This is a genomic window from Herbiconiux moechotypicola (assembly GCF_024979255.1).
In the GTDB taxonomy this organism is placed as follows: Bacteria; Actinomycetota; Actinomycetes; order Actinomycetales; family Microbacteriaceae; genus Herbiconiux; species Herbiconiux moechotypicola.
Window position 1 is genome coordinate 56724 of the sequence record NZ_JANLCN010000016.1, and the last position, 24880, is coordinate 81603.

Annotated in this window: 25 protein-coding genes; 10 read left to right on the top strand and 15 right to left on the bottom strand. The window is 71.0% G+C overall.

The window, feature by feature from the left end:
- Positions 1-76: 76 nt before the first annotated feature.
- The 4 genes from N1031_RS19325 to N1031_RS19340 all read left to right on the top strand — a co-directional run bounded on the left by N1031_RS19325 (position 77) and on the right by N1031_RS19340 (position 4160).
- Positions 77-1255 carry a substrate-binding domain-containing protein gene (locus N1031_RS19325; RefSeq protein WP_259481570.1) on the top strand — a complete coding sequence of 393 codons (1179 nt, stop codon included), beginning with the start codon at positions 77-79 and terminating at the stop codon, positions 1253-1255.
- Positions 1256-1372: 117 nt separating this feature from the next.
- On the top strand, positions 1373-2704 hold the full coding sequence (locus N1031_RS19330; RefSeq protein ID WP_259481571.1) for an FAD-binding oxidoreductase: 1332 nt from the start codon (positions 1373-1375) through the stop codon (positions 2702-2704).
- The gene (locus N1031_RS19335) at positions 2701-3477 is read left to right on the top strand and encodes a creatininase family protein (RefSeq protein ID WP_259481572.1); all 777 of its coding nucleotides are present in this window, start codon (positions 2701-2703) and stop codon (positions 3475-3477) included. Before N1031_RS19330 ends, N1031_RS19335 begins: the two co-directional genes overlap by 4 nt.
- Positions 3474-4160, top strand: coding sequence for a pyridoxine/pyridoxamine 5'-phosphate oxidase (locus N1031_RS19340; RefSeq protein WP_259481573.1), 687 nt, complete (start codon positions 3474-3476; stop codon positions 4158-4160). The genes N1031_RS19335 and N1031_RS19340 overlap by 4 nt, the downstream gene beginning before the upstream one ends.
- A gap of 36 nt (positions 4161-4196) precedes the next feature.
- Here the strand turns inward: N1031_RS19340 and N1031_RS19345 are convergent, their stop codons facing one another.
- From N1031_RS19345 to N1031_RS19355, 3 genes are all read right to left on the bottom strand, one after another.
- A complete protein-coding gene (locus N1031_RS19345; protein WP_259481574.1) occupies positions 4197-4592 on the bottom strand; it encodes an SHOCT domain-containing protein in 396 nt (131 codons plus the stop codon).
- Positions 4593-4674: 82 nt separating this feature from the next.
- Positions 4675-6396: an alpha-keto acid decarboxylase family protein gene (locus N1031_RS19350; RefSeq protein ID WP_259481575.1), complete on the bottom strand. Its 1722-nt coding sequence runs from the start codon at positions 6394-6396 to the stop codon at positions 4675-4677.
- A gap of 66 nt (positions 6397-6462) precedes the next feature.
- Positions 6463-7575, bottom strand: a complete 1113-nt coding sequence (locus N1031_RS19355; RefSeq protein WP_259481576.1) for a methylenetetrahydrofolate reductase C-terminal domain-containing protein — start codon at positions 7573-7575, stop codon at positions 6463-6465.
- 79 nt (positions 7576-7654) lie between these two features.
- On the opposite strand from N1031_RS19355, the gene allB reads away from it, so the two are divergent.
- Both allB and pucL read left to right on the top strand, forming a co-directional pair.
- Positions 7655-9007, top strand: a complete 1353-nt coding sequence (gene allB, locus N1031_RS19360) for an allantoinase AllB (RefSeq protein WP_259481577.1) — start codon at positions 7655-7657, stop codon at positions 9005-9007.
- A gap of 124 nt (positions 9008-9131) precedes the next feature.
- Positions 9132-10073, top strand: coding sequence for a factor-independent urate hydroxylase (gene pucL / locus N1031_RS19365; protein ID WP_259481578.1), 942 nt, complete (start codon positions 9132-9134; stop codon positions 10071-10073).
- A gap of 72 nt (positions 10074-10145) precedes the next feature.
- Here the strand turns inward: pucL and uraH are convergent, their stop codons facing one another.
- Together uraH and uraD are read right to left on the bottom strand one after the other, a co-directional pair.
- Complete coding sequence (gene uraH / locus N1031_RS19370) at positions 10146-10496, bottom strand: hydroxyisourate hydrolase (RefSeq protein ID WP_259481579.1); 351 nt, start codon at positions 10494-10496, stop codon at positions 10146-10148.
- Entirely contained in the window at positions 10493-11038 is a 546-nt protein-coding gene (uraD, locus tag N1031_RS19375; RefSeq protein ID WP_259481580.1) for a 2-oxo-4-hydroxy-4-carboxy-5-ureidoimidazoline decarboxylase, read from the bottom strand. Before uraD ends, uraH begins: the two co-directional genes overlap by 4 nt.
- Before the next feature lie 23 nt (positions 11039-11061).
- On the opposite strand from uraD, the gene N1031_RS19380 reads away from it, so the two are divergent.
- Together N1031_RS19380 and N1031_RS19385 are read left to right on the top strand one after the other, a co-directional pair.
- A complete protein-coding gene (locus N1031_RS19380; RefSeq protein ID WP_259481581.1) occupies positions 11062-11697 on the top strand; it encodes a nucleotidyltransferase family protein in 636 nt (211 codons plus the stop codon).
- A 24-nt stretch (positions 11698-11721) separates the two neighbouring features.
- A complete protein-coding gene (locus tag N1031_RS19385) occupies positions 11722-12375 on the top strand; it encodes an NADPH-dependent F420 reductase (RefSeq protein WP_259481582.1) in 654 nt (217 codons plus the stop codon).
- Here the strand turns inward: N1031_RS19385 and N1031_RS19390 are convergent.
- The 3 genes from N1031_RS19390 to pucG are packed head-to-tail and all read right to left on the bottom strand — an operon-like array spanning position 12372 to position 15849.
- Positions 12372-13262, bottom strand: a complete 891-nt coding sequence (locus tag N1031_RS19390) for a MurR/RpiR family transcriptional regulator (protein WP_259481583.1) — start codon at positions 13260-13262, stop codon at positions 12372-12374. The two genes, N1031_RS19385 and N1031_RS19390, sit on opposite strands and share 4 nt — an antisense overlap.
- Positions 13259-14524, bottom strand: a complete 1266-nt coding sequence (locus tag N1031_RS19395) for an allantoate amidohydrolase (RefSeq protein WP_259481584.1) — start codon at positions 14522-14524, stop codon at positions 13259-13261. Before N1031_RS19395 ends, N1031_RS19390 begins: the two co-directional genes overlap by 4 nt.
- A complete protein-coding gene (gene pucG / locus N1031_RS19400) occupies positions 14521-15849 on the bottom strand; it encodes a pyridoxal-phosphate-dependent aminotransferase family protein (protein WP_510729642.1) in 1329 nt (442 codons plus the stop codon). The genes N1031_RS19395 and pucG overlap by 4 nt, the downstream gene beginning before the upstream one ends.
- Positions 15850-16089: 240 nt before the next feature.
- On the opposite strand from pucG, the gene N1031_RS19405 reads away from it, so the two are divergent.
- Positions 16090-17622, top strand: a complete 1533-nt coding sequence (locus N1031_RS19405; protein WP_259481585.1) for an Ig-like domain-containing protein — start codon at positions 16090-16092, stop codon at positions 17620-17622.
- Between the two features lie 52 nt (positions 17623-17674).
- Here N1031_RS19405 and N1031_RS19410 read toward each other — a convergent pair whose 3' ends face one another.
- The gene (locus N1031_RS19410) at positions 17675-19315 is read right to left on the bottom strand and encodes an AtzH-like domain-containing protein (protein WP_259481586.1); all 1641 of its coding nucleotides are present in this window, start codon (positions 19313-19315) and stop codon (positions 17675-17677) included.
- Positions 19308-20402, bottom strand: coding sequence for an acetamidase/formamidase family protein (locus tag N1031_RS19415; RefSeq protein ID WP_259481587.1), 1095 nt, complete (start codon positions 20400-20402; stop codon positions 19308-19310). Before N1031_RS19415 ends, N1031_RS19410 begins: the two co-directional genes overlap by 8 nt.
- A 1-nt stretch (position 20403) precedes the next feature.
- Between N1031_RS19415 and N1031_RS19420 the strand changes: the two genes are divergently transcribed.
- A complete protein-coding gene (locus tag N1031_RS19420) occupies positions 20404-21210 on the top strand; it encodes a YoaK family protein (RefSeq protein WP_310795723.1) in 807 nt (268 codons plus the stop codon).
- 95 nt (positions 21211-21305) lie between these two features.
- Here N1031_RS19420 and mutM read toward each other — a convergent pair whose 3' ends face one another.
- The 5 genes from mutM to N1031_RS19445 all read right to left on the bottom strand — a co-directional run bounded on the left by mutM (position 21306) and on the right by N1031_RS19445 (position 24865).
- Positions 21306-22250 (bottom strand): bifunctional DNA-formamidopyrimidine glycosylase/DNA-(apurinic or apyrimidinic site) lyase, encoded by a 945-nt coding sequence (gene mutM, locus N1031_RS19425; RefSeq protein WP_259481588.1) that lies wholly within the window; start codon positions 22248-22250, stop codon positions 21306-21308.
- A gap of 6 nt (positions 22251-22256) precedes the next feature.
- Positions 22257-23003, bottom strand: coding sequence for a ribonuclease III (rnc, locus tag N1031_RS19430; RefSeq protein ID WP_259481589.1), 747 nt, complete (start codon positions 23001-23003; stop codon positions 22257-22259).
- A 22-nt stretch (positions 23004-23025) separates the two neighbouring features.
- Positions 23026-23229: a 50S ribosomal protein L32 gene (rpmF, locus tag N1031_RS19435; RefSeq protein ID WP_259481590.1), complete on the bottom strand. Its 204-nt coding sequence runs from the start codon at positions 23227-23229 to the stop codon at positions 23026-23028.
- Positions 23230-23280: 51 nt separating this feature from the next.
- Complete coding sequence (locus tag N1031_RS19440) at positions 23281-23787, bottom strand: YceD family protein (protein WP_259481616.1); 507 nt, start codon at positions 23785-23787, stop codon at positions 23281-23283.
- 139 nt (positions 23788-23926) lie between these two features.
- A complete protein-coding gene (locus tag N1031_RS19445; protein ID WP_259481591.1) occupies positions 23927-24865 on the bottom strand; it encodes a LysR family transcriptional regulator in 939 nt (312 codons plus the stop codon).
- Between the last annotated feature and the right edge of the window lie 15 nt (positions 24866-24880).

Here is a 24880-nt window from a genome sequence, read left to right on the forward strand (position 1 = left end):
CGGAACCGCCCACAGCAGTTCCATCCCGCATCACCCCGCACCACCCTTCCTGCATCACAGATCTCAAGGAGATGACATGCGCAGCACCCGAAGCCGGCTCGTCCTCGCAGCCGGACTGGTCGCCACGACCGCGGTCGCACTGACCGCCTGCAGCAGTGGCACCTCGGCCGACACCGAGTCCACCGCATCCGCCGACCTCACCGTGGGCTCGGTCGACCTGGCGGCCGCCGGCTGTCCGGCCACCGTGGTCATCCAGACCGACTGGAACCCGGAGGCCGAGCACGGTCACCTGTACCAGATGCTCGGTGACGACTACACCATCGACGCCGACAACAAGCTGGTCTCCGGCCCGCTGATGTCGGCCGGTGAGTACACCGGCGTCGACGTCGAGATCCGCTCCGGCGGCCCGGCCATCGGCTTCCAGACCGTGTCGAGCCAGCTCTACACCGACGACGACATCCTGCTCGGCTACGTCTCCACCGACGAGTCGATCCAGCTGTCGGCCGACATGCCCACCACCGCCGTGTTCGCGCCCCTCGACATCAGCCCGCTGATGATCATGTGGGACCCGGCCACCTACCCCGACGCCGAGACCGTGCAGGACATCGTCGCCGACGGCGCCGTCATCCGCTACTTCAGCGGCTCGGCCTACATGGAGTACCTCCTCGCCGCCGGCATCGTGCCGCAGGCTCAGGCCGACGGCTCGTACGACGGCACCCCGGCCTCCTTCGTGGCCGCGGGCGGCAAGGATGCGCAGCAGGGCTTCGCCTCCGCCGAGCCGTACATCTACGAGAACGAGGTCGCCGACTGGGGCAAGCCCGTCAACTACGAGCTCATCAACGACACGGGCTACCCCTTCTACATGTCGTCGATGGTCACCCGCACCGGTGACCTCGAGGCCAACAGCGAGTGCCTCTCGGCTCTCGTGCCCGTGCTGCAGCAGGCCGAGGTCGACTACTTCGCCGACCCCGCCAAGACCAACGCGCTGATCCTCGACCTGGTCGACCAGTTCGACACCGGCTGGGTGTACTCGCAGGGCGTCGCCGACTACTCGGTGGAGACCATGCTCTCCGAGGGCATCGTGGGCAACGGCCCGAACGACACCATCGGTGACTTCGAAGACGCCCGCGTCTCCGAGCTCTTCGACAAGGTCGTTCCGATCTTCGAGGGTCTGGGCACCGCTCCGGCCGAGGGTCTGACCGCCGAAGACCTCTACACCAACGAGTTCATCGACACCTCCATCGGCCTCCAGTAGTCCGATTCCCGTGAGCGAGGCATCGGCTCCCCGTGAGCCGGTGCCTCGCTCCACGAGAGCCCGCACCATCCGCATCAGCCCGCACCACCCCGTACCACCCGTACCAAAGGAAGCGCCATGACCGCCACCGCCGACCAGATCGCCGCACTCGCCGAGGAACTCGCCGGAATCCTCGGACCGCGAGGTGTCACCACCGAACTCCGGGGCCGCGAGAAGGCGTCGGTCGACGGCGCGAAGATGTCGCCCATCCTCGCCGAGCAGCTCCCCCTGGGGCTCGCCGACCTGGTCGCCTTCCCCGCCGACGCCGAGCAGATCGCCCAGACCGTCGCCGCCGCTGTACGCCACGGCGTCTCGGTCACGCCGCGCGGCAAGGGCACCGGCAACTACGGCCAGGCCATCCCGATGCAGGGCGGCCTGGTGCTCGACATGTCGAAGGCCCGCGCCATCGTCGAGGTGGGCGAGGGCTACCTCACCGCCGAGGCCGGCACCCCCATGATCACCATCGAGCAGGCCGCCCGCGACGCGGGCCAGCAGGTTCTGATGTACCCCTCGACCGCACAGTCCTCCATCGGCGGATTCCTCTCCGGCGGCTCCGGCGGCACCGGCTCGATCAAGCACGGCAGCAACATGAGCGGCGACTACGTGCTCGCCCTCGACGTCGTCTACGCCGACGGCGAGCCCGGCCTGGTGCACGTGGAGGGCGAAGAGGCCCAGCCCTACGTGCACACCTACGGCACCGCCGGCATCATCGCGCGCGCCACCATCGCCCTGGAGCCCCTGCAGGAGTGGGTGGGCTTCTACGCCAGCTTCCCCGCCTTCGACGACGCCACGAGCGTCATCCGCCAGATCGGCTGGCTCGAGCCCACCCCGCGCCTGGTCTCGGCCGACCTGCCCACCATCGCCAACGCCCTCCCCGCCGACACCGCCATCCCGAAGGACCGCGCGTCGCTGCGCGCCATCCTCGACCCCGCCACGATCGAGGCCGCCACGGCGCTCGTCGAGGGCGCCGGGGGCCGCGTGGAGGAGGTGCGCGAGGGCCCGCAGGCCACCGTCAAGATCTCGATGATCAGCTACAACCACCCGATCGAGTGGCTGCAGAAGTCCTCCGACCAGACGTACTTCCACGTGGAGGTGTCCGGTGCCGCCCTGGTCGAGCGTCTCGACGAAGTGCATCAGGCCTACCCCGGCGCCATGCTGCACATCGAGGCGCAGCGCGACCACCCGATCGGGATGCTCGCCGCCCCCTACGTGAGCCCCGAGGAGGTGTACGCCGGGTTCGACCGCCTCACCGCCATCGACGTGGGCTACCACAGCCCGCACCAGTGGTTCGTCGACTGGAACGTCGAGCGCACCCGCGACCTCGCCGCCACCACCGACCCCTCGGGCCTGCTCAACCCGGGCAAGCTGCCCGAGCCCGGCACTGAGTCGACCGCGGGGAAGAAGGCATGAGCCGCCGCCTCGTCGAGCTCTCCGGCACCGCCGCCGCCGCAGCGCTCTCGCCTGACTCCGTCGTCGTGCTGCCCACCGGAGCGATCGAGTTCCACGGCCCGCACCTGCCGCTCATGACCGACTTCCTCATCGCCGACAGCATCGCCAACGCCTCCGTCGACGCCGCGGCCGCCGCCGGGCAGGACGTCTGGATCCTCCCGACCCTCGCCTATACCAAGTCCGACGAGCACCACTGGGCGCCCGGCACGATGTGGATCAGCTGGGACACCCTCATGCAGACGGTCGTGGAGCTCGGCAACTCGATCGCCGCGACGCCCGCGAAGAAGCTGGTCTTCTTCAACGGCCACGGCGGCAACGTGGCCCTGCTGCAGGTGGCGTGCCGCGAGCTGCGCCGCCGCTTCGGGCTGGAGACCTTCCTCATGGGCGCGACCGTCCCCGCTGGATCGCACGACGGACCCGAGGAGCTCGGTCTCGGCATCCACGCCGGGCACGCCGAGACCTCGCTCGTGATGCACCTCCGGCCCGAGCTCGTCGACCTCGGCCTGGCCGAGCGCAGCGTGCCCGAGCACCTCGCGGAGTTCGAACACATCGGCTTCAAGAAGCGGGTGACCTTCGGCTGGCTCTCGAACGACTTCGGCACCAACGGCACGCTCGGCGACCCCACGGGTGCCACGGCGGCCTACGGCGAGCAGTTGTTCGACGCCGCCGTGGTGGAGGCCGTGGCCGCGTTCGAGGAGATCGCCCGGTTCAGCCACGACGGGAGCGCCCGATGAGCGGCGAGGCGACGGACACCCCGCGTCCCGGTGCCGCCGGCGTCTTCGCCGACACCACCGCGGCACCCGTCGTCACCCGCAGCCCTTCGGCCGAGGCCGCGTCGACCGGTATGGCGCCCGACCCCTTCGCCCTGCTCGCCGACTGGCTGCCCGCCAACGACGACCCCGCGCGCCCCCTGATGACGCTCTCGACCGTCGCGTCGAGCGGGTATCCGGATGCGCGCACGGTGCTGCTGAGCGAGTTCGGCCCCGAGGGCCTGTACTTCCACACCGACTCGCGATCGCGCAAGGTGCTCGACGTCACGGCCACGCCGCGTGCGGCGCTGACGATGGTGTGGCCCGGCCGACAGCTCGTGGTGCAGGGCGACGTGTCGCGCGCCTCCGCCGAGGAGCAGACCGCGGCCTACGGGCGGCGTTCGCGCTACCTGCAGATGCTCGCGTGGCTCAACACCGACGACTTCGCGGCGCTGCCGCTCGAGGAGCGACTCGCCACCTGGGCGGCCTTCGGCGAGCAGCATCCTGACGGCTCACTCGAAGCCCCCGGCACCTGGGCGGGTTTCGTGGTCTCGCCGGTGCGCATCACGTTCTGGGAGGGCCGTCCCGACACCGCGGGCATCCGCACCGAGTTCACCCGCGCATCCGGTGCCGGAGACAGCTGGGGGTGCGGGGTCATCGCCGGCTGAGCCGGACGACCCCGCACCCCCGGGTGCGCCTCGCGATCAGGCCTGGTGGGCCAGCGCCTTCGCCTTGAGCAGCTCGTACTCGTCCTGCGTGATGGTGCCCGCGTCGAGCAGCGACTTCGCCTTGGCGATCTCGTCAGACGGGCTCGAGCCCGCCACGGTGCGGATGTAGTCGTCGGCGGCGGTCTGCGCCTGCTTCACCTCTTTGTTCTGGCGCTCGGCCATGCCGCGACCACGCGCGATGAGGTAGACCAGCGCGGTGAGGAACGGCACGAAGATGAGGAACAGGATCCACAGCGCCTTCCACCACCCGTTCAGCTTGTGATCGCGGAACAGGTCGCCGATGATCGCGAACAGCGCCATCAGGTAGGCGATGAACACGAACGCCCACAGGAACCAGCCGATGACGTCCCAGAAATTGCCCCAGAAGCTCATGATGATGATGAACCTTTCAGTGCGCCCACGGTCGGGTGCGGGTGCTCCCCCGGGTTCCTGAATCGGTCCCCCGGATGCGATTCTAGGGCTTGACAGACGCCGCTTTCGCTGCAGCGGCAGAGATCGCCTGGGTGAGCTCGGTGAGCAGGCGCGGGGAGTCGAGCGCCGGCAGCACGACCTCGATCAACACCGCCTTACCCGTGGTCTCCTGTGCCGTGGCGAGTGCGGCCGCGAGCTCGTCGTCGGTGCGCGCCGTGGCCGTCACGATCCGGTCGGCCGCCCCGAACGCCGCCGGCACGAGGGTCCAGTTCCAGGGCGTGATGTCCTGGTAGACCGCTTCGGGGCTCTGGATCTTGCGCTCGACCGTGTACCCGTCGTTGTTGAGCACGAACACCACCGGGGTGAGGCCGCGATGCAGGATGGTCGCGAGCTCCTGCACGGTGAGCTGCGCCGCGCCGTCGCCGACGAAGAGCACGGCGCGGTGGTCGGGCTGGGCCACGCAGGCGCCGAGCGTGGCGGGGATGGTGTAGCCGATGGCCGACCACACCGGCTGGCCGAGCAGGGCGGAGTCGTCGGGCAGCACCAGGTCGAGCGCGCCGTAGAAGGAGGTGCCCGCATCCGCCACCACCGTCGTGCCGGGCTGCAGCCACTCCTGCACGGCGGCCCAGAAGTGGGCCTGGGTGAGTGCGCGGCCCGGCACCACCTCGGGCGCCTCGGGCACGGGCGGGTGGCCGACAGGTTCGACCGCCGGGCGGTGGGAGTCGCCGAGCACCCGGTGCAGGGCCGCCAGCGAGTCGGTGAGCCGCACCCCGTAATAGGTGGTGTCGGCGATGCGGGCGGTGGTCAGGCCCAGTTCGATCGCCGCGTCTTCGTCGAAGCGCTGGGTGAAGAACCCGGTGAGGAAGTCGCTCATCACCGTGCCGGCGAGCACCAGCAGGGGCGCGTCGTCGACCGCCTCGCGAGCCTCGTCGATGCGCGTGAAGGCACCCATGTAGGTGCCGAGCGAGGCCGGGTGCGACTCGTCGAGCACCGCCTTCGACATGTTCTGGGCGGCCACGTACACCCCGTCGTGGTCGGCGATCGAACGGATGAGCGGTTCCAGTCCGGTGCGGTGCACCTGCGGTCCGACGAGAAGGGTCACCCGCGACTGCGCGGCCACGGCCTCGGCGAGCGCCTCGGTGAAGCGCTCCAGCTCGCCGAGGTCGGAGCGGGCGGGCACGAGCGGGGTGCGCAGGTTGGCGGCGTGCACCGGCGCGATCGCGACATCGGCGGAAATGCCGAGGTAGACGGGCTTCGACTCGCGGAGCGCGGTCATGAGGGCCGCGTCGATGTCGCGCGTGGCCGACGCCGCGCGCAGGAGGGTGGCCGAGGCGGTGACCTCGCGGTAGGCGCGGTAGAAGTGCTCGTAGTCGCCGTCGATAAGGGTGTGGTGCAGGTGGAGGCCGGCCGCCTTGGCGCTGGTCGACGGCATGCCGGTGATCTTCACCACGGGCACGTCTTCGGAGTAGCTGCCGGCCACCCCGTTGATGGCCGAGAGCTCGCCCACACCGAAGGTGGTGACGAGCGCGCCGATACCGCGGGTGAGGCGGGCGTAGCCGTCGGCGGCGTAGGCGGCGTTGAGCTCGTTGGCCGTGCCCACCCAGGTGAAGCCGTCGACCGTCACCATCTGGTCGAGCAGGCTGAGGTTGAAGTCGCCCGGGAGCCCGAACACGTGGTCGGCGCCGAGCTGCACGAGACGCGTGGCGAGGTACTGGCCGACCGTGACGGTGGGTGCGGTGGGAGCGGTGGTGTGCTGGTCGGTCATGCCGTCAGCCTTTCGTTCGAGGACGGAGCGCTTGTGGCGCTGATGGGCGACCGCCGGGGTCGGCGGTCACGACTGGAGTGCGAGGCGTTCGGCGACCGTGCCCATGGCCTCGGCGAAGGCGACCTCGGCGCCCGGGTTCGCACCCCCCGAGAGGTCGACGCCCACGACGCCCTCGAGCTCGAGCAGCTGCTCGCAGAGCCGGGTGGCCGCGTCGAGGCCGGCGCGCAACGGGTCTGCCGAGGCGAGGATGCCGTCGAGATACCCCTCCGGCAGCACGAGGGTGGTGAACGACTTCAGCAGGGCCGCACTGCCGTGGTCGACCACCATCGGTACGCACGCGATGAAGCCGGGCGCCACCCCGAGATCGTGCGATTCCGCGATGAAGCGCCGCACCGGCTCGACCCCGCCCGCGTGGTTGACGAAGCAGAGGTCGGCCCCGGCCCGCACCTTCTCGGCCAGACGGGCGGCCCGGCGGTCGGTGGGCGGGGTGGTGGGCGACTCGCCCACCGACACGAGGTGGCCGGCCTGGCGGGCGAGAGCGGCGACCTGGGTGCTGTCGAGGTCGAAGACCGGGAGCGCATCCGGCCGGTTGCCCGTGGCGGTGTGGTCGCCCGTCACGCAGTGCACACCGGCCACGCCCACGTCGGCGAGCCCGGCGAGCTCGCCCTCGAGGGCCACGCGGTTGCGGTCGCGGCAGTTCAGGCCGGTCCAGACGGCGAGACCGCGCTCCTGGATGAGCAGAGCGCGGTAGGCCGGCGGGAACTGCACGCGGCTCCGGCCTGAGTCGCCGGCGAGGGTCGCGTCGACCCGGCCTGCCAGGGCGTCGGCGCACTCCGCGAGGGAGGCGCGGTCGAGGGGCCGGCCGGGGAAGTCGGCGATGACGATCTGGCGCGTGGCGAGGAGCTCACGCAGGCGGGCGGCACCGGGCTGCGGCGCGACCGCGATCTCGTGCGCATCGCCGAGGTGGTGCACCTCGATCCCTGAGGCAGAGGAATCGCCCGTGACCGTGGAGGCGTCGCGCACAGGAGGTGCGACTCCGTGCCAGAGTACCGTGGGCGTGTCGAGGAAGACGCAGCGGAAGTCGCCCACCTCGCAGCTGCCGTCGAAGTCGACCCCGCCGCAGGGGCCGTACTCCATGTGCTTCGGGCAGGCGGTGCGGCGCTCGAGTGTCACGCTCATCCGCACATGCTATCCACGGTGAGTGTCGGGGGTGTTTCAGGCGCGCACCGCTGTCGGCGGCGGCGTCTAGGGTGGTCGCATGACCAGCTACGACTTGGCCGTGCGCGCCCGATCCGTGTTCGTCGACGGCGGATGGCGGCCGGCCACCGTGGCGGTGCGCGACGGGATCGTCGCCGCCGTCGCCGACTACGACGAGGAGGTGCCCGCCCACGAGGTGGTCACCCTGCCCGAGGGTCAGGTGCTCATCCCCGGCATCGTCGACACGCACGTGCACGTGAACGAACCGGGGCGCACCGAATGGGAGGGCTTCGGCACCGGCACCCGCGCTGCCGCCGCCGGTGGCGTCACCACCATCGTCGACATGCCGCTCAACAGCATCCCGCCCACCACCACCGTGGAGGGGCTCGCGGTCAAGCGCGAGGCCGCCTCGCCGCAGGCGAGCGTCGACGTGGGGTTCTGGGGCGGAGCCGTCCCCGCGAGTCTCGGCGCGCTCGAACCCGTGTGGAACGAGGGGGTGTTCGGGTTCAAGGCGTTCCTCTCCCCCTCGGGCGTCGACGAGTTCCCGCACCTGTCGACCGCGCAGCTGCGGGCGGCCCTCGAGGAGATCGCGGGTTTCGGCGGCCTGCTCATCGTGCACGCCGAAGACCCCGACGTGCTCGAGGCCTCCGTCAACCAGGGCGGCACCGACTACGCCGCGTTCGTCGCGTCGCGCCCCGAGCTGGCCGAGCAGGATGCGATCGGTCACGTCATCGAAGGCGTGCGCGCCACCGGGGCCAGGGCTCACATCCTGCACCTCTCCAGCGGCCGGGCGCTCGAGGCCATCCGCGCCGCCAAGGCGGAAGGGCTGCCGATCACGGCTGAGACCTGCCCGCACTACCTCAGCTTCTCGGCCGAGCACATCCCCGACGGGGCCACGGCCTACAAGTGCTGCCCGCCCATCCGCGACGAGGCCAACCGCGAACTGCTCTGGGAGGCCCTGCTCGACGGCACGATCGACCTGGTCGCGAGCGACCACTCCCCCTCCACCGCCGAACTCAAGTTCGCCGGCGACGGCGACTTCCAGGAGGCGTGGGGCGGCATCTCGGGGTTGCAGCTGAGCTTCCCCGCCGTCTGGAGCGGCGCGCGGCAGCGGGGCATCCCGCTCGAGCGGGTGCTGGGCTGGATGGCGTCGTCGACCGCCGCACTCGTCGGTCTGGGGCAGAAGGGCTCCATCGAGGTGGGCGGCGACGCCGACCTCGTGGCGTTCGCGCCGGAGGAGTCGTTCGCGGTCGACGCCCGGGCACTCGAGCACAAGAACCCGGTGAGCGCCTACGACGGCAGCACCCTGCACGGCGTGGTGCACACCACGTGGCTCGGCGGCACGGTCGTGCACCAGCTCGGCGTGGCGCCGGGTGCGCCGGCCGGAAAGCTGCTGAGCCGTTCCACCGGGTGACCGGCCACGTAAACAGATCGTAAATTCCGGGGCCGGCCCCGCGCATCCGTTCACCCGTCTCCGCGCGGGGCGGGAGACTGGTGTCGCGCGCCCCAGTCAGACCCGCGCAGTGAGTAGGGAAACCATGTCGATCGTGCTCGGACCTCATCAGTACGGCAAAGCCGAGAACCGCATCGTGCGGGTGTACCGCGACTCGCCACGGCACGAGATCCACGACGTGAACGTGTCGACGGCGCTGCGCGGCGCGTTCGATCCCGCGCACCTCGTCGGCGACCAGGGTGCCGTGCTCCCCACCGACACGCAGAAGCAGACCGCCTACTCCTACGCGAAGGAGAAGGGCCTCACCTCGATCGAGAAGTACGGACTCGAGCTCGGCACTCACTTCGTCGACGACGTGGAGCCCGTGAGCGGCGCCCGCATCGAGATCGAGGAGTACGCCTGGGAGCGCGCCGTGGTCGACGGCGCCGAGCACGACTTCGCGTTCGTGCGCAAGGGCCAGGAGGTGCGCACCGCCGCCATCACGGTCGAAGGCAAGGGCGACGAGCAGAAGACGTGGGTGGTGGGCGGTCTCAAAGACCTCGTCATCCTGAAGACCACCGGGTCGGAGTTCCACGGCTTCCTGAAAGACGAGTACACCGTGCTGCAGCCCACGAGCGACCGCATCATGGCGACGTCGCTGGTGGCGAAGTGGCGCTTCATCACGCCCACCGAGGGCGGGGCCACCGGGGCCGCGGCGTGGGAGGGCTTCGACTGGGAGGGCACCTACGCGGGCATCAAGCAGACCATGATCGAGGTGTTCGCCACGCTGCACTCGCTCGCCCTGCAGCAGACGCTCTATGAGATGGGCAAGGCCGTGCTCGAGCGCTTCCCCGCGATCGGCGAGGTGCGGCTGTCGGCGCCGAACAAGCACCACTTCCTCTACGACCTGTCGCCGTTCGGAGTCGCCAACGACAACGAGGTCTTCAACGCCGACGACCGGCCCTACGGCCTCATCCAGGCCTCGGTACTGCGGTCGGACGCCCCCGACGCGGGCCCGGCGTGGGACATCGCGGGCGGTTTCGCGTAGGCCGCGCGGGCGGCGCACCTCGCTCGGCCGGCACGCGCCGCTCGGCGGGCGCGCCTCCCTCAGGCGGCTCCGTCAGCTGCCGCGGTAGGTGCTGTAGGCGAAGGGGCTGAGCAGCAGCGGCACGTGGTAGTGCGCGGCCGGGTCGGTGAGCTCGAACACGATCTGCACCTCGGGGTAGAACGCGCGGATCTCCTGCTCGTGGAAGTACACCGCGGTGTCGAAGGTGAGCCGGTAGCGGCCCTCGGGCAGCTCCGTCGGGCCCAGCGCCGAGGCGCGGCCGTCGGCGTCGGTCTCGGCGGAGGCGATCATCACCCAATTGCCGAGCTCGTCGTGCTCGAGCCGCACGGGCACGCCGGCGGCAGGGAGGCCGATGCTCGAGTCGAGCACGTGGGTGGTGACCTTGCTGCGGGAGTGGGCGTTCATGCGGCTCCTTCGGATGCGTCAGATGCGGGCGACTCGGCGGTGTCGTCGCCGTCGGGGTACAGCGACCCCAGCCGCAGCAGGGTGATGTCGTGCAGCTCGGAGGCGACCGTGGCGGCCTCGGTCGCGTCGTCGAGCTCGAGGCGCCGGGTGAGCTCCGCGAGGATCTCGGGCCGGCCCCGGCCGGCGGCCCGGATGAGGAACACCCGGTCGAACCGCTCCTCGTAAGCGGCGTTCCCGGCCGCGATCGCCGCGGCGAGCTCGGAGTCTGAAGCGTCGGCGGCCGACTGTTCGGAGCGGCTGAAACGCTGGGCCCGACCCTCGCCGCTGGCCCGCTCGCCGATGCGGGGGTGGTGGGCCAGCGCAGCGTCGACCTCGGCGGGAGTGAGCGTGCGAGCCACCCGGCTGGCCGTCTCGAGCAACTCGGCGCGGCTGCCGAACGGCGCCGCCGCGGCCACCTCGTCGACGAAGCGCTCCACCCCGAGACACGATCGCAGGGCCTCCCGGAACTCCGGGCTGTCGACGGGCTCGGGGCTCTCGCTCATGATCCCCAGTCTACGATGTGAGCATGCCCGATCCCGCGCCCGCATCCGGCGCCGAGCGCCCAGCGCGGCCGGTCGTGGGGATGCTGCTCGCCGCGGGAGCCGGGCGGCGGATGGGGCGGCCGAAAGCCCTCGTGAGCGACCCCGAGTCCGGGGTTCCCTGGCTTCACCAGGGCGTCCGCACGCTCCTCTCCGGTGGGTGCGACGAGGTCGTGGTCGTGCTCGGGGCCGAAGCCCACCGGGCTCTCGCGCTCCTCGCCGAACTCGGCCCGGCCCCGGTGACGTCCGTGACTGCCGCCGACTGGGCCGACGGCCTCTCCGCCTCGCTGCGAACGGGTCTCGACGCTGCGGAGCGGATGCGCGCCGCCGCAGCGCTCGTCACACTGGTCGACCTGCCCGGGCTCACCGCCGCATCGGTCGCCCGCGTGCTCGCGACGGCCCAGCGCCCGGCCACCGCCCTCGCCCAGGCCACCTACGACGGCCGGCCCGGGCATCCAGTACTCATCGGCTCCGACCATGTCGGCGCGCTCAAGGCGACCCTCCACGGAGACCGCGGCGCCCGCCCCTACCTGCGCACCCACGCCGCCCTCGCGATCGACTGCACCGACCTCGGCGGCGGAGACGACGTCGACACCTTCCACCCCGCATCCGGGAACAGCTGAGGGGTGCCGCCGGTTGCATCGGACATGACTGCAACAGGACTTTCCACGATCGGATTCATCGGCTCGGGCAACATCGGCGGGCAGCTGGCGCGGCTGGCGGTGGCGCACGGCTACGACGTGGTGGTGAGCAACTCCCGCGGGCCTGAGACGCTGGCGGCGCTCGTGGCCGAACTCGGGCCGCAGGCGCGCGCGGCCACGCCCGAGGAGGCGGCCGCGGCCGGTGACCTCGTCGTGGTGACGGTGCCGCTGAAGGCCTACGAAGCCGTTCCCGCCGCACCACTCGCAGGGAAGATCGTGATCGACACGAACAACTACTACTTCGAGCGCGACGGCCGCATCCCGGTGCTCGACGCCGGCGAGGCCACCGTCTCCGGGCTGCTGCAGGCACACCTCCCGGGAGCCTCGGTCGTGAAGGCGTTCAACAACATCATGGCCGCCGACCTCACCACCACCGGGTCGCCCGCCGGGTCGGCCGACCGGCGCGCGCTGCCCATCGCGGGCGACGACGCGGCGGCGAAGGCCACCGTGGCGACCCTGCTCGACGAGTTCGGCTTCGACGCGGTGGACGCGGGAGGGCTCGACGACAGCTGGCGCTTCGAGCGCGACCGCCCCGCCTACGTGGTTCGGATGAACGCGGCCGAGATCCCGGCGAAGCTCGCGGCGGCGGGCGAACGCTAGGGAGTTGAAGGCTCGAGTTCGCCGAGGGAGTCGTAGAGGGTGTTGATGGCGGCGATGCGCGTGCGGGCCTCGCGGGGGCGGGCGGCGAGCGCCCCCGAGGCGAGCACGTTCGCGAGGCTCATCGCACTCGCGTAGCTGTCGAGCGGCGAGACGCTGTCGATGGGGCACTCCAGCCACACCGACGCGAACTCGGCGTAGCGGCGCGCCGACGGGTCGCCGATGAGCACCACCGACACCCCGCGCGCGGCGATACCGGCGACGAGGCGCCCGAACCCGGCCGGACGGCGACGGAAGCCGAACACCACGGCCGTGTCGCGCGCATCCCGGCCCGCGAACTCCTCGCCGAGCGTTTGGCCCGGCTGCGGGGCGAGCAGCACGCCGTCGCGACCCTGAGCGAGCTGCTCCCGCAGGTGCACGGCCACCGAGTAGCTGTTGCGGAGTCCGACGACCGTCACGGTCCGCCCCCGCACGAGCAGGTTCACCGCCTGCTCCAGCCGCTCGGGCGTCAGCGCGTCGAGGCAGCGCCGCAGGTTCTCGACCTCGCGCACCAGGTGCGCCGAGAGATCCGCAGAAGCCCCCGCGGGCCCTCCCCCCACCGGCACCCCCGACGACCGGAGCGACCGGGCGTGCTCCCGCACCTCCTGCGCGTTCTCGAACCCGAGGCGCCGGAACAACCGCGAGACCGTCGCCTTCGACACCCCGCTGCGCTGGGCCAGCTCCGTGCCGGAGTACACCGCCAGGTCGCTCAGGTGGTCGAGGATGAAGTCGGCCGCCCGCTGCTCCTGCGGAGACAGCTCGCCGTAGGAGCGGTCGATACGCTGCCCGATGCTGAGCGGGGCGGAGCGACCTGAGGGTGCAGAAGGTGCGGCGACGTCGGTGGTCCTCATCTCCCGGCCGCGGCCTCCGCCTCGTGCGCGTCGGCGAGGGCGAGCACCGCCCGCTCGAACGCGTCGATCGTGGCCGCCACGTCGTCCTCCGTCACGTGCTCCTCGGGGTTGTGGCTCACCCCGCCCTCGCAGCGCACGAACAGCATCCCGATCTCGGAGATCTCGGCCACCGCCATCGCGTCGTGCCCCGCTTTGGAGAACAGCGACATCGGCCGCCGGTCGCCGGTCGAGCGGATTCCCTCCGCGATCACACCGCGGAGCCTCGCCGAGCACGCGGCCGCCGGGGCGTTGTGCGTCTCCACGCTCTCCCAGCGCAGCCGCCGCTGACGGCAGATATCGGTGAGCAGCCCCTGGATGACCGTCCAGATGCGGTCGCGCTCCGAGTCGTACTCGCCGCGCAGGTCGAGACTGAACTCGACCTTGCCCGGGATGACGTTGACCGCGTCCGGGAACACCTGCAGGTGCCCGACGGTCGCGATCAGCTGGGCCGAGCGCGCGAGCCGTTCGATGGCGACGATGGCGTCGGCGGCGCCGGCCAGCGCATCCCGTCGCCGTTCGTAAGGGGTGCCCGAGTGCCCTGCACGGCCCGTGACCGTGATGATGAAGCGGCGTGCCCCCGCGATCGACGAGACGATGCCGAGCGCCTTGTTCTCGTCTTCGAGGTAGGGGCCCTGCTCGATGTGGGCCTCGAGGTAGCCGATCAGCTCCTCGGGCTTGCGCGCGGCCTCGCCGATGCGCTCGGGGTCGAGCCCCCAGGCCACGAAGGCATCGCGCAGGTTCACGCCGTCCTCGCCCTCGAGCTGCCACCACGCGTCATCCCAGGTGCCCGCGAGCGCTCGGCTGCCGAGCAGGGCGCGGCCGAAGCGGGTGCCCTCCTCGTCGGCGAACGCCACCACCTCGAGCGCGAACGGCAGCGCGCGACCCGAGGCGTGGATGCGCTCCACCACCGCGATCGCGCTGAGCACCCCGAGGATGCCGTCGTAGCGGCCCGCCGCCGGCACGGTGTCGAGGTGGCTGCCGAGCAGCAGCGCGGGCAGCCCGGGAACGGCTCCTTCGAGGCGGCCACACTGGTTGCCCGCGGCGTCCTGCCACGTGGTCATGCCGGCCGCTTCCATCCAGACCGCCGCGATGGCGTTGACCTCGGCGTGCTCCTTCGAGAGGTAGACGCGCTCGATGAGCCCGTCAGGCATGGAGGAATGCGTGGCGAGCTCGTCGCAGCGGTCGAGCAGGGTGCGGGCGCTGGTGGTCTCGAGCACGGTCATCGGATGCTCCCCTCGGGTCGGGCGGTGACGGATGCGGCAGCGACGGATGCGGCGGGCTCGGATGCGGCCGACTCGTCGGCGTACACCTCGTAGGCCGCTCCCACTCCCCCGCCACCGGTGACCGCGGCGCCCTGCCGCCTCAGCACCTGCTCCAGCGCCGCGAGCGTCGTCAGCACCGCATCCTTGCGGGCGTTGTAGCCCATGGTGCCGATTCGCCACACCTTCCCGTGCAGCGGGCCGAAGCTCGTGCCGATCTCGATACCGAAATCATTCAGCAGCTCGCCGCGCACGGCGTCGCCGTTCACGCCGTCGGGGATGACGACCGCGACCACGTTGTTCATCTTCACCGCCAGGTCGCCGAAGGTGGCGAGCCCGAGTCCCTGCACCCCGGCGAGCATCGCCGCGCCGTGCAGGCGGTGCCGCTCGACGGCGGCGCCCATGCCCTCTTCCACGAGCAGGCGGGCGCACTCGCGCGCGCCGTAGAGCATCGAGGTGGCCTCGGTGTGGTGGTTGAGGCGCTTCTCGCCCCAGTAGTCGAAGATCATGGCGAGGTCGAAGTAGTTCGACCGGATGCGCGTGGCATGGATCTCGGAGGCGTCACCGGCGATGCCCGCCTCGATGCTCTTGCGGCTGTCGATCACCTCGACCGCCTTCGCCGAGAAGGTGGCGGGCGCGGAGCCCGACGGCCCGCCCAGGCACTTCTGCAGGCCGGCCGTGACCGCGTCGAGGCCGAGCGCATCCGTGTCGAAGGCGTTGCCGCCGAGGCTCGCGGTGACGTCGGTGTAGAAGAGCACGCCGTGTTTCTCGCAGAGCTCGCCGAGGCCCTCGAGCGGCTGCGCGACGGTGGTGGAGGTGTCGCCGTGCACCACGGCGAGCAGCTTCGGCTTCACGCTCTCGAGGGCGGCCTCGATCTCGGCGAGGGTGAAGACGGTGCCCCACTCGCGCTCGATCACGTGCACCTCGGCTCCTGCACGCTCGGCGATCTCGCGCAGAAGGTGCCCGAACCGGCCGAAGATCGGCACCAGCACGCGGTCACCCGGGGCCACGAGCGACACGATGGCCGCCTCGATGCCGGCGCGGGACGTGCCGTCGATGAGGAGGGTCTGCTCGTTGCGGGTCTGGAAGACGGTGCGGTAGAGCTCCATGGTCTCGTTCATGTACGCCGTCATCGCGGGGTCGTACTGACCGACCAGTTGCGCCGACATCGCGCGCAGCACACGCGGGTCGGCGTTGATGGGACCGGGGCCCATGAGCAGGCGGGGCGGCGGGTTGATGGGCTGCGCGCTGATGACGGCTCCTCGAAATCGCTGTTTCTCTCCCCCCACCCTACGAAACGCGTGTTTCAACCGTGTTTCGAGTCGACAACCGCGGCAAGCTGACGTATTCTCACATGGTTTCCCTGTGACCCAAGGACCATACCCATGAATCCATCCCGCACCACCTCCCCTTGGCGAAGGCTCGCCGTGATCACCGCGGCCGCACTCTCCTTGTCGGCCCTCCCTGCTCTCGCGGCGCCGGCAGGGCCTGCCTCAGCACTCCAGATCGACTGCAGTTACAGCCCGGGCTTGAAGGACTTCATCGACGCTGGCGGCGCCCCGGGTACGAAGTGCATCGGCTCGGGAGGATCAGGCGGCAGCGGTTCTTCGACAGGCTCATCCGGTTCAAGCGGAAGCGGAGGTTCGAAGAACGGGACCAACTGTCAGCCTCACCAGAACCTGCTGCCCCCGTTCTTCCTTGAGAACGCTACGCGGGGCGACAGCACCAGCTATTCGAACTGGGTCGATCACGCAACCGGTGCCGGCACGACGACGGTTCGCAACTACCTCAACAATCGCTTGCACGGATCGCTCCAGTTCTATCGTCAGTTCAAAGACGGTCGAATCTCCTTCTTGATGATCTATTCGCTTTACGAGGGCGGCAAGGTCAGCCAGGCGATCTACTCGTCCACGCAGCCGTGCGGAACGGGATACACCTACATCGAACCGACTCCGGCAACGGCGCCGTCAGGGTCCGGTGACGTGCGCGAGCACCTCGCCGCGCCCGGCGCGCCCACTACACCACTGCTGGGAAGGCTGGAGACCAGAGGCTCACTCACTCCGATCCCGGGATCGAGCGATCGATACTTCGTGCGCATCGACCTCACCAATCCTGCCGGCGCGCTTGCGACACCCGCCGAGGTTCTCGCCGAGTTCGGCGGCGCGTTCGACCTGGAATCGATCGCTTCGATTCCCGGAGATGCCGAGTGCGACCTCGCGGCTCGAGCGATCGAGAAGTGCTCGGTGGGCGCCCTCGACGGAGGTGCGACGAGGTCATTCCTGTTCACCGCCAGAGCGAAACCCGGTGTGGCTGCCGACGCAGAACTCCCCGTCACGGTCTCCAATCTCGGCTTGGCGGATACACCTATCGAGTTCACCGAAGGTCTCGTACGCACCCAGAGATTGGCTCGCCCCATCACCAACCTCTACTCGCTCGTGCGGCCGGCGCCGGTCGTGATCGAAGAGGCGCCGACGACTCCGGTGTGCGTCACGGAGACCGCGCCGGGTGCGACCGTTCTCCCGGGCACGGAGTCCGATCAGAACGTGCTCACCGGCACGGCGACGAAGCTCACCCGCTTGTGCAAGAACGCCGGTGGGCTGCCCATGTCGGCGACTGCACTGCATGGCACGGCAACGGTCGACGACTACGGATGGGTCACCTACACGCCGACCGCCGGGTACATCGGGCCCGACACCGTCTCGGTCGTGTCTCACGCGCGATCGGGAGGCGCGACGAGCGCGCCGGCCACCATTCCCGTGAACATCGTCGCTCAGGCGCAGGCCTCCGACGATGCGTACACCGTGGTGTCCGGCACCAGCCTCACGACCGCGCCGAGCATCCTGGCCAACGACGCGGTGCCACCCACCGAGGGATGGATGATCCAACAGGGCACCACCCCGCCGGCGCACGGAACACTGGCGCTCGACACGAAGACAGGGCGGTTCACGTACACCCCTGCCCCCGGGTACGTCGGCACGGACAGCTTCCGTTACCGCCTGAGCGGTCCTGCCGGAGCCGCGTCGAACGTCGTCACCGTGACGTTCACCGTCACCGCCGCATGAGCCGACCGGTGCGTGGAGACCGGGTCTCCGCGCACCGGCGCGGGCGGCAGCCTCAGGCGGTGATCTGGGCGGCGACGGTGGTGGCGAGGTCGATGAGGGCGAGGTCGGAGCCCCGGGGGCCGACGAGGCAGAGGCCCACCGGTGCCGTGCCGCCGGGGGCGGGAACCCGCAGGAGCGGCGCCGAGACGGCGGGGAAGCCTCCGGCACCGGCCACCGACGTCATGCGGAGCGTGGCCGCCCGCACCGTGGCGATCTCGTCGGCCGAGGCCGTGAGCTGCGGGGCGGCCGACGAGGCCGAGGGCAGCAGCAGGACGCGGCCGGCGAGCACCTCGTCGAAACGGTCACGCGCCGCGGCCAGCACCTGACGCGCTGCGGCTTCGGCGTCGGGGGTGATGCGGGAGCCGAGCTCGAAGCGCTCCGCGATGTCGGGCCCGAGCACCCCCGGGTGCGCCGTGATCCACTCGCCGTGCACCCGCCACGCCTCGGCGCCCTGAACCGTGCGGAACGCCGCGAACACCTCGTCGAGGTCACCCAGGTCGACGTCTTCGACGAGCCCGAACACGAGTTCGTCGGTCAGCTCGTCGAACGCCTCCTGCACCTCGGGCGCGCACGAGGCCACCAGGTCGTGCGACACGACGAAGCGGGCGTCGAGCGCGGCCCCCGCGCCCGACGGGAGCGTGGCCGCCGCGGCCGCCCGCAACATCTCAGGCGTGCGCGTCAGCCACCCCACCGTGTCGAAGCTGGGCGCGAGCGGCAGCAGACCCTCGGCCGACACCGCACCGTGCGTGGTGCGGATGCCCCACAGCCCCTGATACGACGCCGGCACCCGGATCGACCCCCCGGTGTCGGTGCCCAGTCCGATCGTGGCCTGCCCGAGCGCCACCGCCGAGGCGGGGCCGCTCGACGACCCGCCGCCGATGGCTCCGGGCACGGCCGGGTTGGGCGTCGTGCCCGAGTGCACGTTGCGCCCCGCGATGCTGTAGGCGAACTCGTCGGTCTGCGCGATGCCCACCACAGTGGCTCCCGCCCTCCGCAGGGCTGCGACCGCGTCGGCGTCGACCGTCTCGAGCGGCGCCTCGGCGAGGTACTGCGGCACGCCGCCGCCGATAGCGAACCCGGCCACGGCGAACAGGTCTTTCACGGCCACGGTCGCTCCGTCGAGGGGTCCGGATGCGGCGGCCGGCACGAGCGGAGCACCCGCGACCCGCCACACCCGCCCGTCGACGGCGGGTGTCGCCCCGTGCACGTGGGCGGCGGAGATGACCCAGGCCGGCCCCGCCGCGATCGCACCGGCGGTGTCGGCGGCGCGCTCCTCCGCATCCGCCGTTCTCGTCCAGAGCTGCGTCTGCAGGCCCGAGCCGCCCTTGGCGGGCACGCTCACCGACACCACCAGCACGGCGAGCGGCGACGACCCCGCCACCACCCGCAGGTGCACCTCGGTGATCGTGCGCGGCGGCACGCCCCCGCGCAGACCCCGGAAGGCGCTGATGCGGTCGTGACCCACGAGCAACGCCGACGGGTCGCCGCGGAGCGTCGACGGCCCGGGCGCGAAGTAGAGGTCGAGGGCCTCGAGGTCGTTGCTCATGAGCGCGGCCTCGTAGCCGTGGAAGGCGTCGAGCAGTTCGAGCAGCACGTTCTCGTCGAGCTCGCCGTCGATGCTCGTGACGCCGAGCGGTGCGGAGTGCCTACCCACGGCGCACCCCCGCGAAGTCCGAGACGCGGATGCGGGCGTGCACGCCCTTGACGATGTCGACGACCTGCGAGATGTCGAAGTCGGTGGCGGCGCTGAGGTAGGCGTAGGCGATGGCACGGTCCATGCCGTAGCGCGCCTCGAGGAGGGCGAGGGATGCGCGCACGCAGTTCTGCACGGCCACGTCGAGGTCTTCGTCGAGCCCGGTCGGCACGAGGAACTCGCTGGTCTCGGCCAAAGGGCCTGCCACGGAGCCGAACTCGTTCAGCGCATCCGCCTGCGACAGCAGCTCGAAGCGGAGCGTCACGCGCAGCGACGCCTCCATCGCGGTGAGCGCCACTTCGCCATCGCCCTGCGCGAAGTGCGGGTCGCCCACGTAGGCGAGCGCGCCGGGCACCTGTACCGGGAGGTAGAGCGACGACCCGACGGTGAGGAGGTTGATGTCGATGTTGCCGCCGTGGGCGCCGGGCGGCACGGAGTGCGGGCGTTCATCGCCCGCCACCGCGACGCCCATGATGCCGAGGAAGGGGTTGAGCGGGAAGCGCACCGAGCGCTCACCTCCCGGCACGAGCGGGAGGGTGCCGTGCCGGGTGCCGTCGAGCGCATCCTGAAGCTCGGCGAAGACGCTCACCGTGCCGTCGACCGCGGGCAGCTCGCCCGGCAGGGCGCCCTTGCCGTGACGGTTGGAGATGACGCCGTAGGGCACGCGCGGCGAGGTCTCGAGCACGGTGATCTTGAGCAGGTCGCCCGGCATCGCGCCGCGCACCCCGATGGGGCCGGTGATGACGTGGGGGCCGTCGGTGGCGGCGCGCGGGTGGTGGGCGGCGAGCGCGACCGCGTCGTCGAGCACGAAGTCGCGGTCGACGCCGTGGGCGGCGAAGAACGCGATCGGGTCGCGGCCTTGGTCGTCGAGCACGCCCTCGTGGCTGATGGTGTCGATGGTGACCTCGGTGCCCGGGTCGATCTCGAGCACCGGCCGGTCGGTGGCGCAGGGCAGCCGGCCCCAGAGCACGTTGTCCCGGGTGGCGGCGAGGTACTCGGTGGCGCGGATCTCCCCCGCGCCGGGCTGCAGAGCGGCCAGCATCGACATCGTGTCCCATCTCGAAGGTCGTCAGGTGGCGGGCGCCGCTCGGGTGCGAGCGAGCACCGCCCTGGTGCGAGGGTATCGTGATCCCGTGCTCACCAACCTCCGCGCGAATCGCGAGAACCTCCACCTGGCCCTCATGCTCGCCCTCACCTTCTCCACCGGCGTCGTCGACGCGGTGGGGTATCTCGGGCTCGACAAGGTGTTCGCCGGCAACATGACCGGCAACGTGGTCATCCTCGGCATGGCCATCGCCGGCGCCGACGACCTGCCCTGGGTCGGGCCGCTGCTGGCGCTGTTCGCGTTCATGTTCGGCGCGGTCATCGGCGGGCGGGTGCTGCGCCCCGTCAAGGCGGGCTGGACCACTCGTACCACCTGGCTCTTCCTCGTCGTGGGGATCGTGCTCGCGGCGCTGGCGGTCACCCTGTTCGTCACGGCGGGGCGGCCGCCGCAGCCGTGGGAGCTCGTGGTCACGTTCTTCCTCGCCGCCGCGATGGGCCTGCAGGCGGCCACCGCGCGCCACATCGCCGTGAAAGACGTGACGACGGTGGTGGTCACCTCCACCATCACGGGCTTCGCCGCCGACTCGCGTCTCGCCGGCGGCAAGGGGCAGCCGTGGTTCCGCCGCGGTGCCGCGATCGTGCTCATCGCGGCGGGCGCGGCCGTCGGCGCGCTGCTGCTGCTCCTGCACATCGGATGGGGCGTGGCCGCCGCCGCGATCATCACACTCCTGGCCGCCCTCCTCGGCCACATCGCCGCCCACGTCAAGCACGCGACCCCCGCCACAGCCGCGGAGACCCCCGCCGCGAGCTAGACGACTGGAGGGCGCTCCGGGCGCTCGCACCGGGAGTGCGCGCCTCGAGTAGGCGCAAACTGCCGCCTCGAGGCCCGCAATCCGACCATTCGCGACTACTCGACGGGAGCGACGGGGCGCGCGCGGGGACGGCGCTGGCAGTGGGGGCAGAGGTGCGAGCCGCGGTTCATGAACTGTTCGCGCACGAGCGGGGTGCCGCAGCGCGCGCACGGCTTTCCCTGCTGCCCGTAGGCGTTGAGGCTGTGGGAGAAGTAGCCCGAGGCGCCGTTGACGTTGACGTACTGCGCATCGAAGCTGGTGCCGCCCTCGGCCAGGGCCTTCTCGAGCACGAGCCGCACCTCGGCGAGCAGGCCGCGGGCGCGCGGCCTGGAGAGCCGGTCGGCCGGATGCTCGTAGTGCAGCCGGGCCGCCCAGAGCGCCTCGTCGGCGTAGATGTTGCCGATGCCCGACACCAGCGTCTGATCGAGCAGGGCCCGCTTGATGCCGGTGCGCTTGCGCGCGAGCGCCGCGAAGAACGCGCGCTCGTCGAACGCCGGGTCGAGTGGATCACGCGCGATGTGCGCCACCTGCGACGGCACCAGCGCGGCCGCGGTGCGCGCCGTTCCCGCGAAGCCGGCGGGTGCTCCGTCGAGGGTCGGCACCAGGCGGTCGACGGCCATCGAGCCGAAGATGCGCTGGTCGACGAAGTTCACCCAGAACTCCCCGTGCTGCGGGTGCTCGATGTGCAACCGGATGCGCAACAGCCCCGCCTCCTCGAACCCGGGCGTGCGCAGCAGCACCTGGCCGCTCATCCCGAGGTGGGCGACCAGCGCCTGAGGGCCCGACTGCGGTGACTCCGAGAGCGGAAACCACAGGAACTTGCCGCGCCGCACCGCTCCGAGCACCGTGCGGCCCTGCAGCAGTCGTTCGAAGTCGCCCTCGACGGGCGAGTGCCGTTTGAGGGAACGGCGGTCGAACACCTCCACGCCGTGGATGGCGGCACCGGTGACGGCGGGGTCGAGTCCCGAGCGCACCACCTCGACCTCGGGCAGTTCAGGCACGGGCGCTCACGGCGCGAGCGGCGCCGACGGCACGAACGGCGCGAGCTTCTCGAACAGCTCCGCGGCGGCCACGGATTCCGCCTGCTTCTTGCTCGAGCCCTCCCCGCTCGACGACAGCTCCACCAGCGACTTCTTCGCCCCGGGCGCCGGAGTGACGGTGACCGTGGCCGAGAACGATTTGCGGTGATCGGGCCCGCTCTCGGCGATGAGGTAGACGGGCGCGGCATAGCCGCTCAGTGCGGCGCGCTCCTGCAGGGAGGTCTTCGGGTCCATCGAGACCCCGAACCGGCGCGGGTCGTTGCGCAGCGGAGCGACGAGGCGCAGCACGAGTGCGGTCGCGATCTCGGGGCCCCGATCGAGGTACGTCGCCCCGATGACGGCCTCCATGGTGTCGGCGAGGATGGAGGCCTTGTCACGGCCTCCGGTGCGCTCCTCGCCGCGGCCGAGCTTGAGGTGCTCTCCGAGGCCAATGCCGCGCGCGATGTCGGCGAGCGCGACGGTCGACACGAGGGAGGCCCGCCGCTTCGCGAGCTCACCCTCCCCGAGGTCGGGGAAGTCGCGGTAGAGCATCACCGTGACGGCCTGCCCCAGCACCGAGTCGCCGAGGAACTCGAGACGCTCGTTGGTGGGCACGCCGCCGTGCTCGTAGGAGTACGAGCGATGCGTGAGCGCGAGGTCGAGCAGATCGGCGTCGAGCTCGATCTGCAGGGTCGCCAAAAGGTGCGACCGCACATCTCCGGATTCAGAGGTCACGGTCGCACCTTTCAGGCGTTTTTCAGACGTCGGCGACCTTACGGCCCTTGTACTCCAGGAACAGAGCGGTGCCGGCGGAGTCCTCCACGACCTTGGCGCGGTGCGGGAGGCTGTAGGTGGTCTTGCCGTTCTCGACGGTCTTGACGAGCGTGGGGACCTCGGCCTTCCACTGCGAACGGCGCGCGTGGGTGTTCGACCGAGACTTCTTCCGCTTCGGAACAGCCATGTGTCTCTCTCTTCTTCTCTGTCGGGCCGCGCTCTCGCGCGGCACCGGCGGTCATGACACCGGGTTGTCGCCCTGCGTGTCCGTGTCTTCGGAAGCTCCCGAACCCTCCGGGGCAGCCAGGCCTGCCAGCGCCGACCATCGCGGGTCGATCGGCTCGGCCACGGTGGCCACCGGACGATCGACCAGACGCTCCCCCGTCACCGGGTCGAGGCCTGGGCAATCCGGCGTGCACACCGGCTGGAACGGCAGTGACAGCACCACCGCATCCCTGATCAGCGGTTCGAGATCGACATGGTCGTCGTGAACCTCATGATCGAAAGCTTCGTCAGAAGAATACGCGAAAAGCTCCTGGAATTCGACTTCGACAGGCTCGCGGATGTCGCGGAGGCACCGGCCGCACTCTCCGACGGCCTCGCTGGAGACCTCGGCGCTCACCAGAACGCCCTCGTGCACCGACTCGAGCCGCAGCTCGACGTGCAGTTCTTCGCCCTTCTCGACGGCGATGAGACCCTCGCCCAGCTTCTCGGTGACCGGGATGTCGAGCGAGTGCTCCCGCATCTCACCGGGCTTGTGGATGAGGTCGCGCACGTTGACCGTGTAAGGGGTCTTCTTGAATGTGCTCACCACGAGAGTGTACTCGCGCCCGGGCGCACCGGTGTCAGGATGCGCGGGTCAGGATGCGCGGGGCCCGGAATGCTCAGGATGCGGGCGGGTTACGGTGCGCGTTGGCCTCCACCACAGCCGCAGCTTCGGCACGGAGCGCGTCGATCACCGTGCGCACCGCCAGCCGCTCGGCCCGGTCGGGCCGCATGAGCGCGAAGATGTGCCGCTCGGCCACCACACCGCGCAGGTTCTTCAGCACGATCTCGCTGCGGTAGGCGCCACCGGCCGTGTAGCAGGGCAGGATGGCGATGCCGAGCCCGGCGGCGACGAACGCCTCGGTGACCCGCGTGTCGCCGAACCGCTGCACCACGTTCATCGGCGAGCCGGCCGCCGCCGAGATGTCGTGGATGGTGCGCTCGAACGGGTACCCCCAGGGCACGCCGATCCAGCGCTCCCCCACGAGGTCTTCGGGGTCGAGCAGGTCTTTGCCGGCCAGCCGGTGTCCGGGCGGCAGGGCGATGTCGAGCGGCTCGGTCATGAGCTTCACCATCACCACGTCGCGCTCGCCCCAGTTGGTGGCGGCGGGCGTGGGCGTGTGGGCGAGCACGATGTCGTAGTCGGCCGTGAGGTCGGGGAAGTCGTCGCTCTCGGGATCGCGGTCGGAGCAGTGCAGCAGCAGTCCTCCGACGGCGTCGAGGCGCTTCACGACGCCGGGCAGCAGCATCTGCCCGCCGGTCGGGAAGGTGGCCAGCGACACCTCGCCGGTCGGATCGTTGCGGAACTCGTCCCACAGGGCCGTGGCGTGCTCGATGGCCACGGCCACGTCGGTGGCGCTCCGGGCGAGCGCCCGGCCGGCATCGGTGAGCACGATGCCGCGCCCGGCCCTCTCGGTGAGCGGGAGCCCGGCCTCCCGCTCGAGCACCCTCAGCTGCTGCGAGACGGCCGAGGGCGTGCGATGGGTGGCCCGGGCGACCTCGGTGATGCTGCCACGCTCCGCGAGTTCGCGGAGCAGCTCGAGCCTGCGCACATCCATGAAGAAATACTACAT

What these genes read in the sequence shown, in the direction of transcription:
- N1031_RS19325 (WP_259481570.1), top strand. Translation starts at nt 77, where the DNA reads ATGCGCAGCACCCGAAGCCGGCTCGTCCTCGCAGCCGGACTGGTCGCC.
- N1031_RS19330 (WP_259481571.1), top strand. Translation starts at nt 1,373, where the DNA reads ATGACCGCCACCGCCGACCAGATCGCCGCACTCGCCGAGGAACTCGCC.
- N1031_RS19335 (WP_259481572.1), top strand. Translation starts at nt 2,701, where the DNA reads ATGAGCCGCCGCCTCGTCGAGCTCTCCGGCACCGCCGCCGCCGCAGCG.
- N1031_RS19340 (WP_259481573.1), top strand. Translation starts at nt 3,474, where the DNA reads ATGAGCGGCGAGGCGACGGACACCCCGCGTCCCGGTGCCGCCGGCGTC.
- N1031_RS19345 (WP_259481574.1), bottom strand. Translation starts at nt 4,592, where the DNA reads ATGAGCTTCTGGGGCAATTTCTGGGACGTCATCGGCTGGTTCCTGTGG.
- N1031_RS19350 (WP_259481575.1), bottom strand. Translation starts at nt 6,396, where the DNA reads ATGACCGACCAGCACACCACCGCTCCCACCGCACCCACCGTCACGGTC.
- N1031_RS19355 (WP_259481576.1), bottom strand. Translation starts at nt 7,575, where the DNA reads ATGAGCGTGACACTCGAGCGCCGCACCGCCTGCCCGAAGCACATGGAG.
- allB (WP_259481577.1), top strand. Translation starts at nt 7,655, where the DNA reads ATGACCAGCTACGACTTGGCCGTGCGCGCCCGATCCGTGTTCGTCGAC.
- pucL (WP_259481578.1), top strand. Translation starts at nt 9,132, where the DNA reads ATGTCGATCGTGCTCGGACCTCATCAGTACGGCAAAGCCGAGAACCGC.
- uraH (WP_259481579.1), bottom strand. Translation starts at nt 10,496, where the DNA reads ATGAACGCCCACTCCCGCAGCAAGGTCACCACCCACGTGCTCGACTCG.
- uraD (WP_259481580.1), bottom strand. Translation starts at nt 11,038, where the DNA reads ATGAGCGAGAGCCCCGAGCCCGTCGACAGCCCGGAGTTCCGGGAGGCC.
- N1031_RS19380 (WP_259481581.1), top strand. Translation starts at nt 11,062, where the DNA reads ATGCCCGATCCCGCGCCCGCATCCGGCGCCGAGCGCCCAGCGCGGCCG.
- N1031_RS19385 (WP_259481582.1), top strand. Translation starts at nt 11,722, where the DNA reads ATGACTGCAACAGGACTTTCCACGATCGGATTCATCGGCTCGGGCAAC.
- N1031_RS19390 (WP_259481583.1), bottom strand. Translation starts at nt 13,262, where the DNA reads ATGAGGACCACCGACGTCGCCGCACCTTCTGCACCCTCAGGTCGCTCC.
- N1031_RS19395 (WP_259481584.1), bottom strand. Translation starts at nt 14,524, where the DNA reads ATGACCGTGCTCGAGACCACCAGCGCCCGCACCCTGCTCGACCGCTGC.
- N1031_RS19415 (WP_259481587.1), bottom strand. Translation starts at nt 20,402, where the DNA reads ATGTCGATGCTGGCCGCTCTGCAGCCCGGCGCGGGGGAGATCCGCGCC.
- rpmF (WP_259481590.1), bottom strand. Translation starts at nt 23,229, where the DNA reads ATGGCTGTTCCGAAGCGGAAGAAGTCTCGGTCGAACACCCACGCGCGC.
- N1031_RS19440 (WP_259481616.1), bottom strand. Translation starts at nt 23,787, where the DNA reads ATGCGGGAGCACTCGCTCGACATCCCGGTCACCGAGAAGCTGGGCGAG.
- N1031_RS19445 (WP_259481591.1), bottom strand. Translation starts at nt 24,865, where the DNA reads ATGGATGTGCGCAGGCTCGAGCTGCTCCGCGAACTCGCGGAGCGTGGC.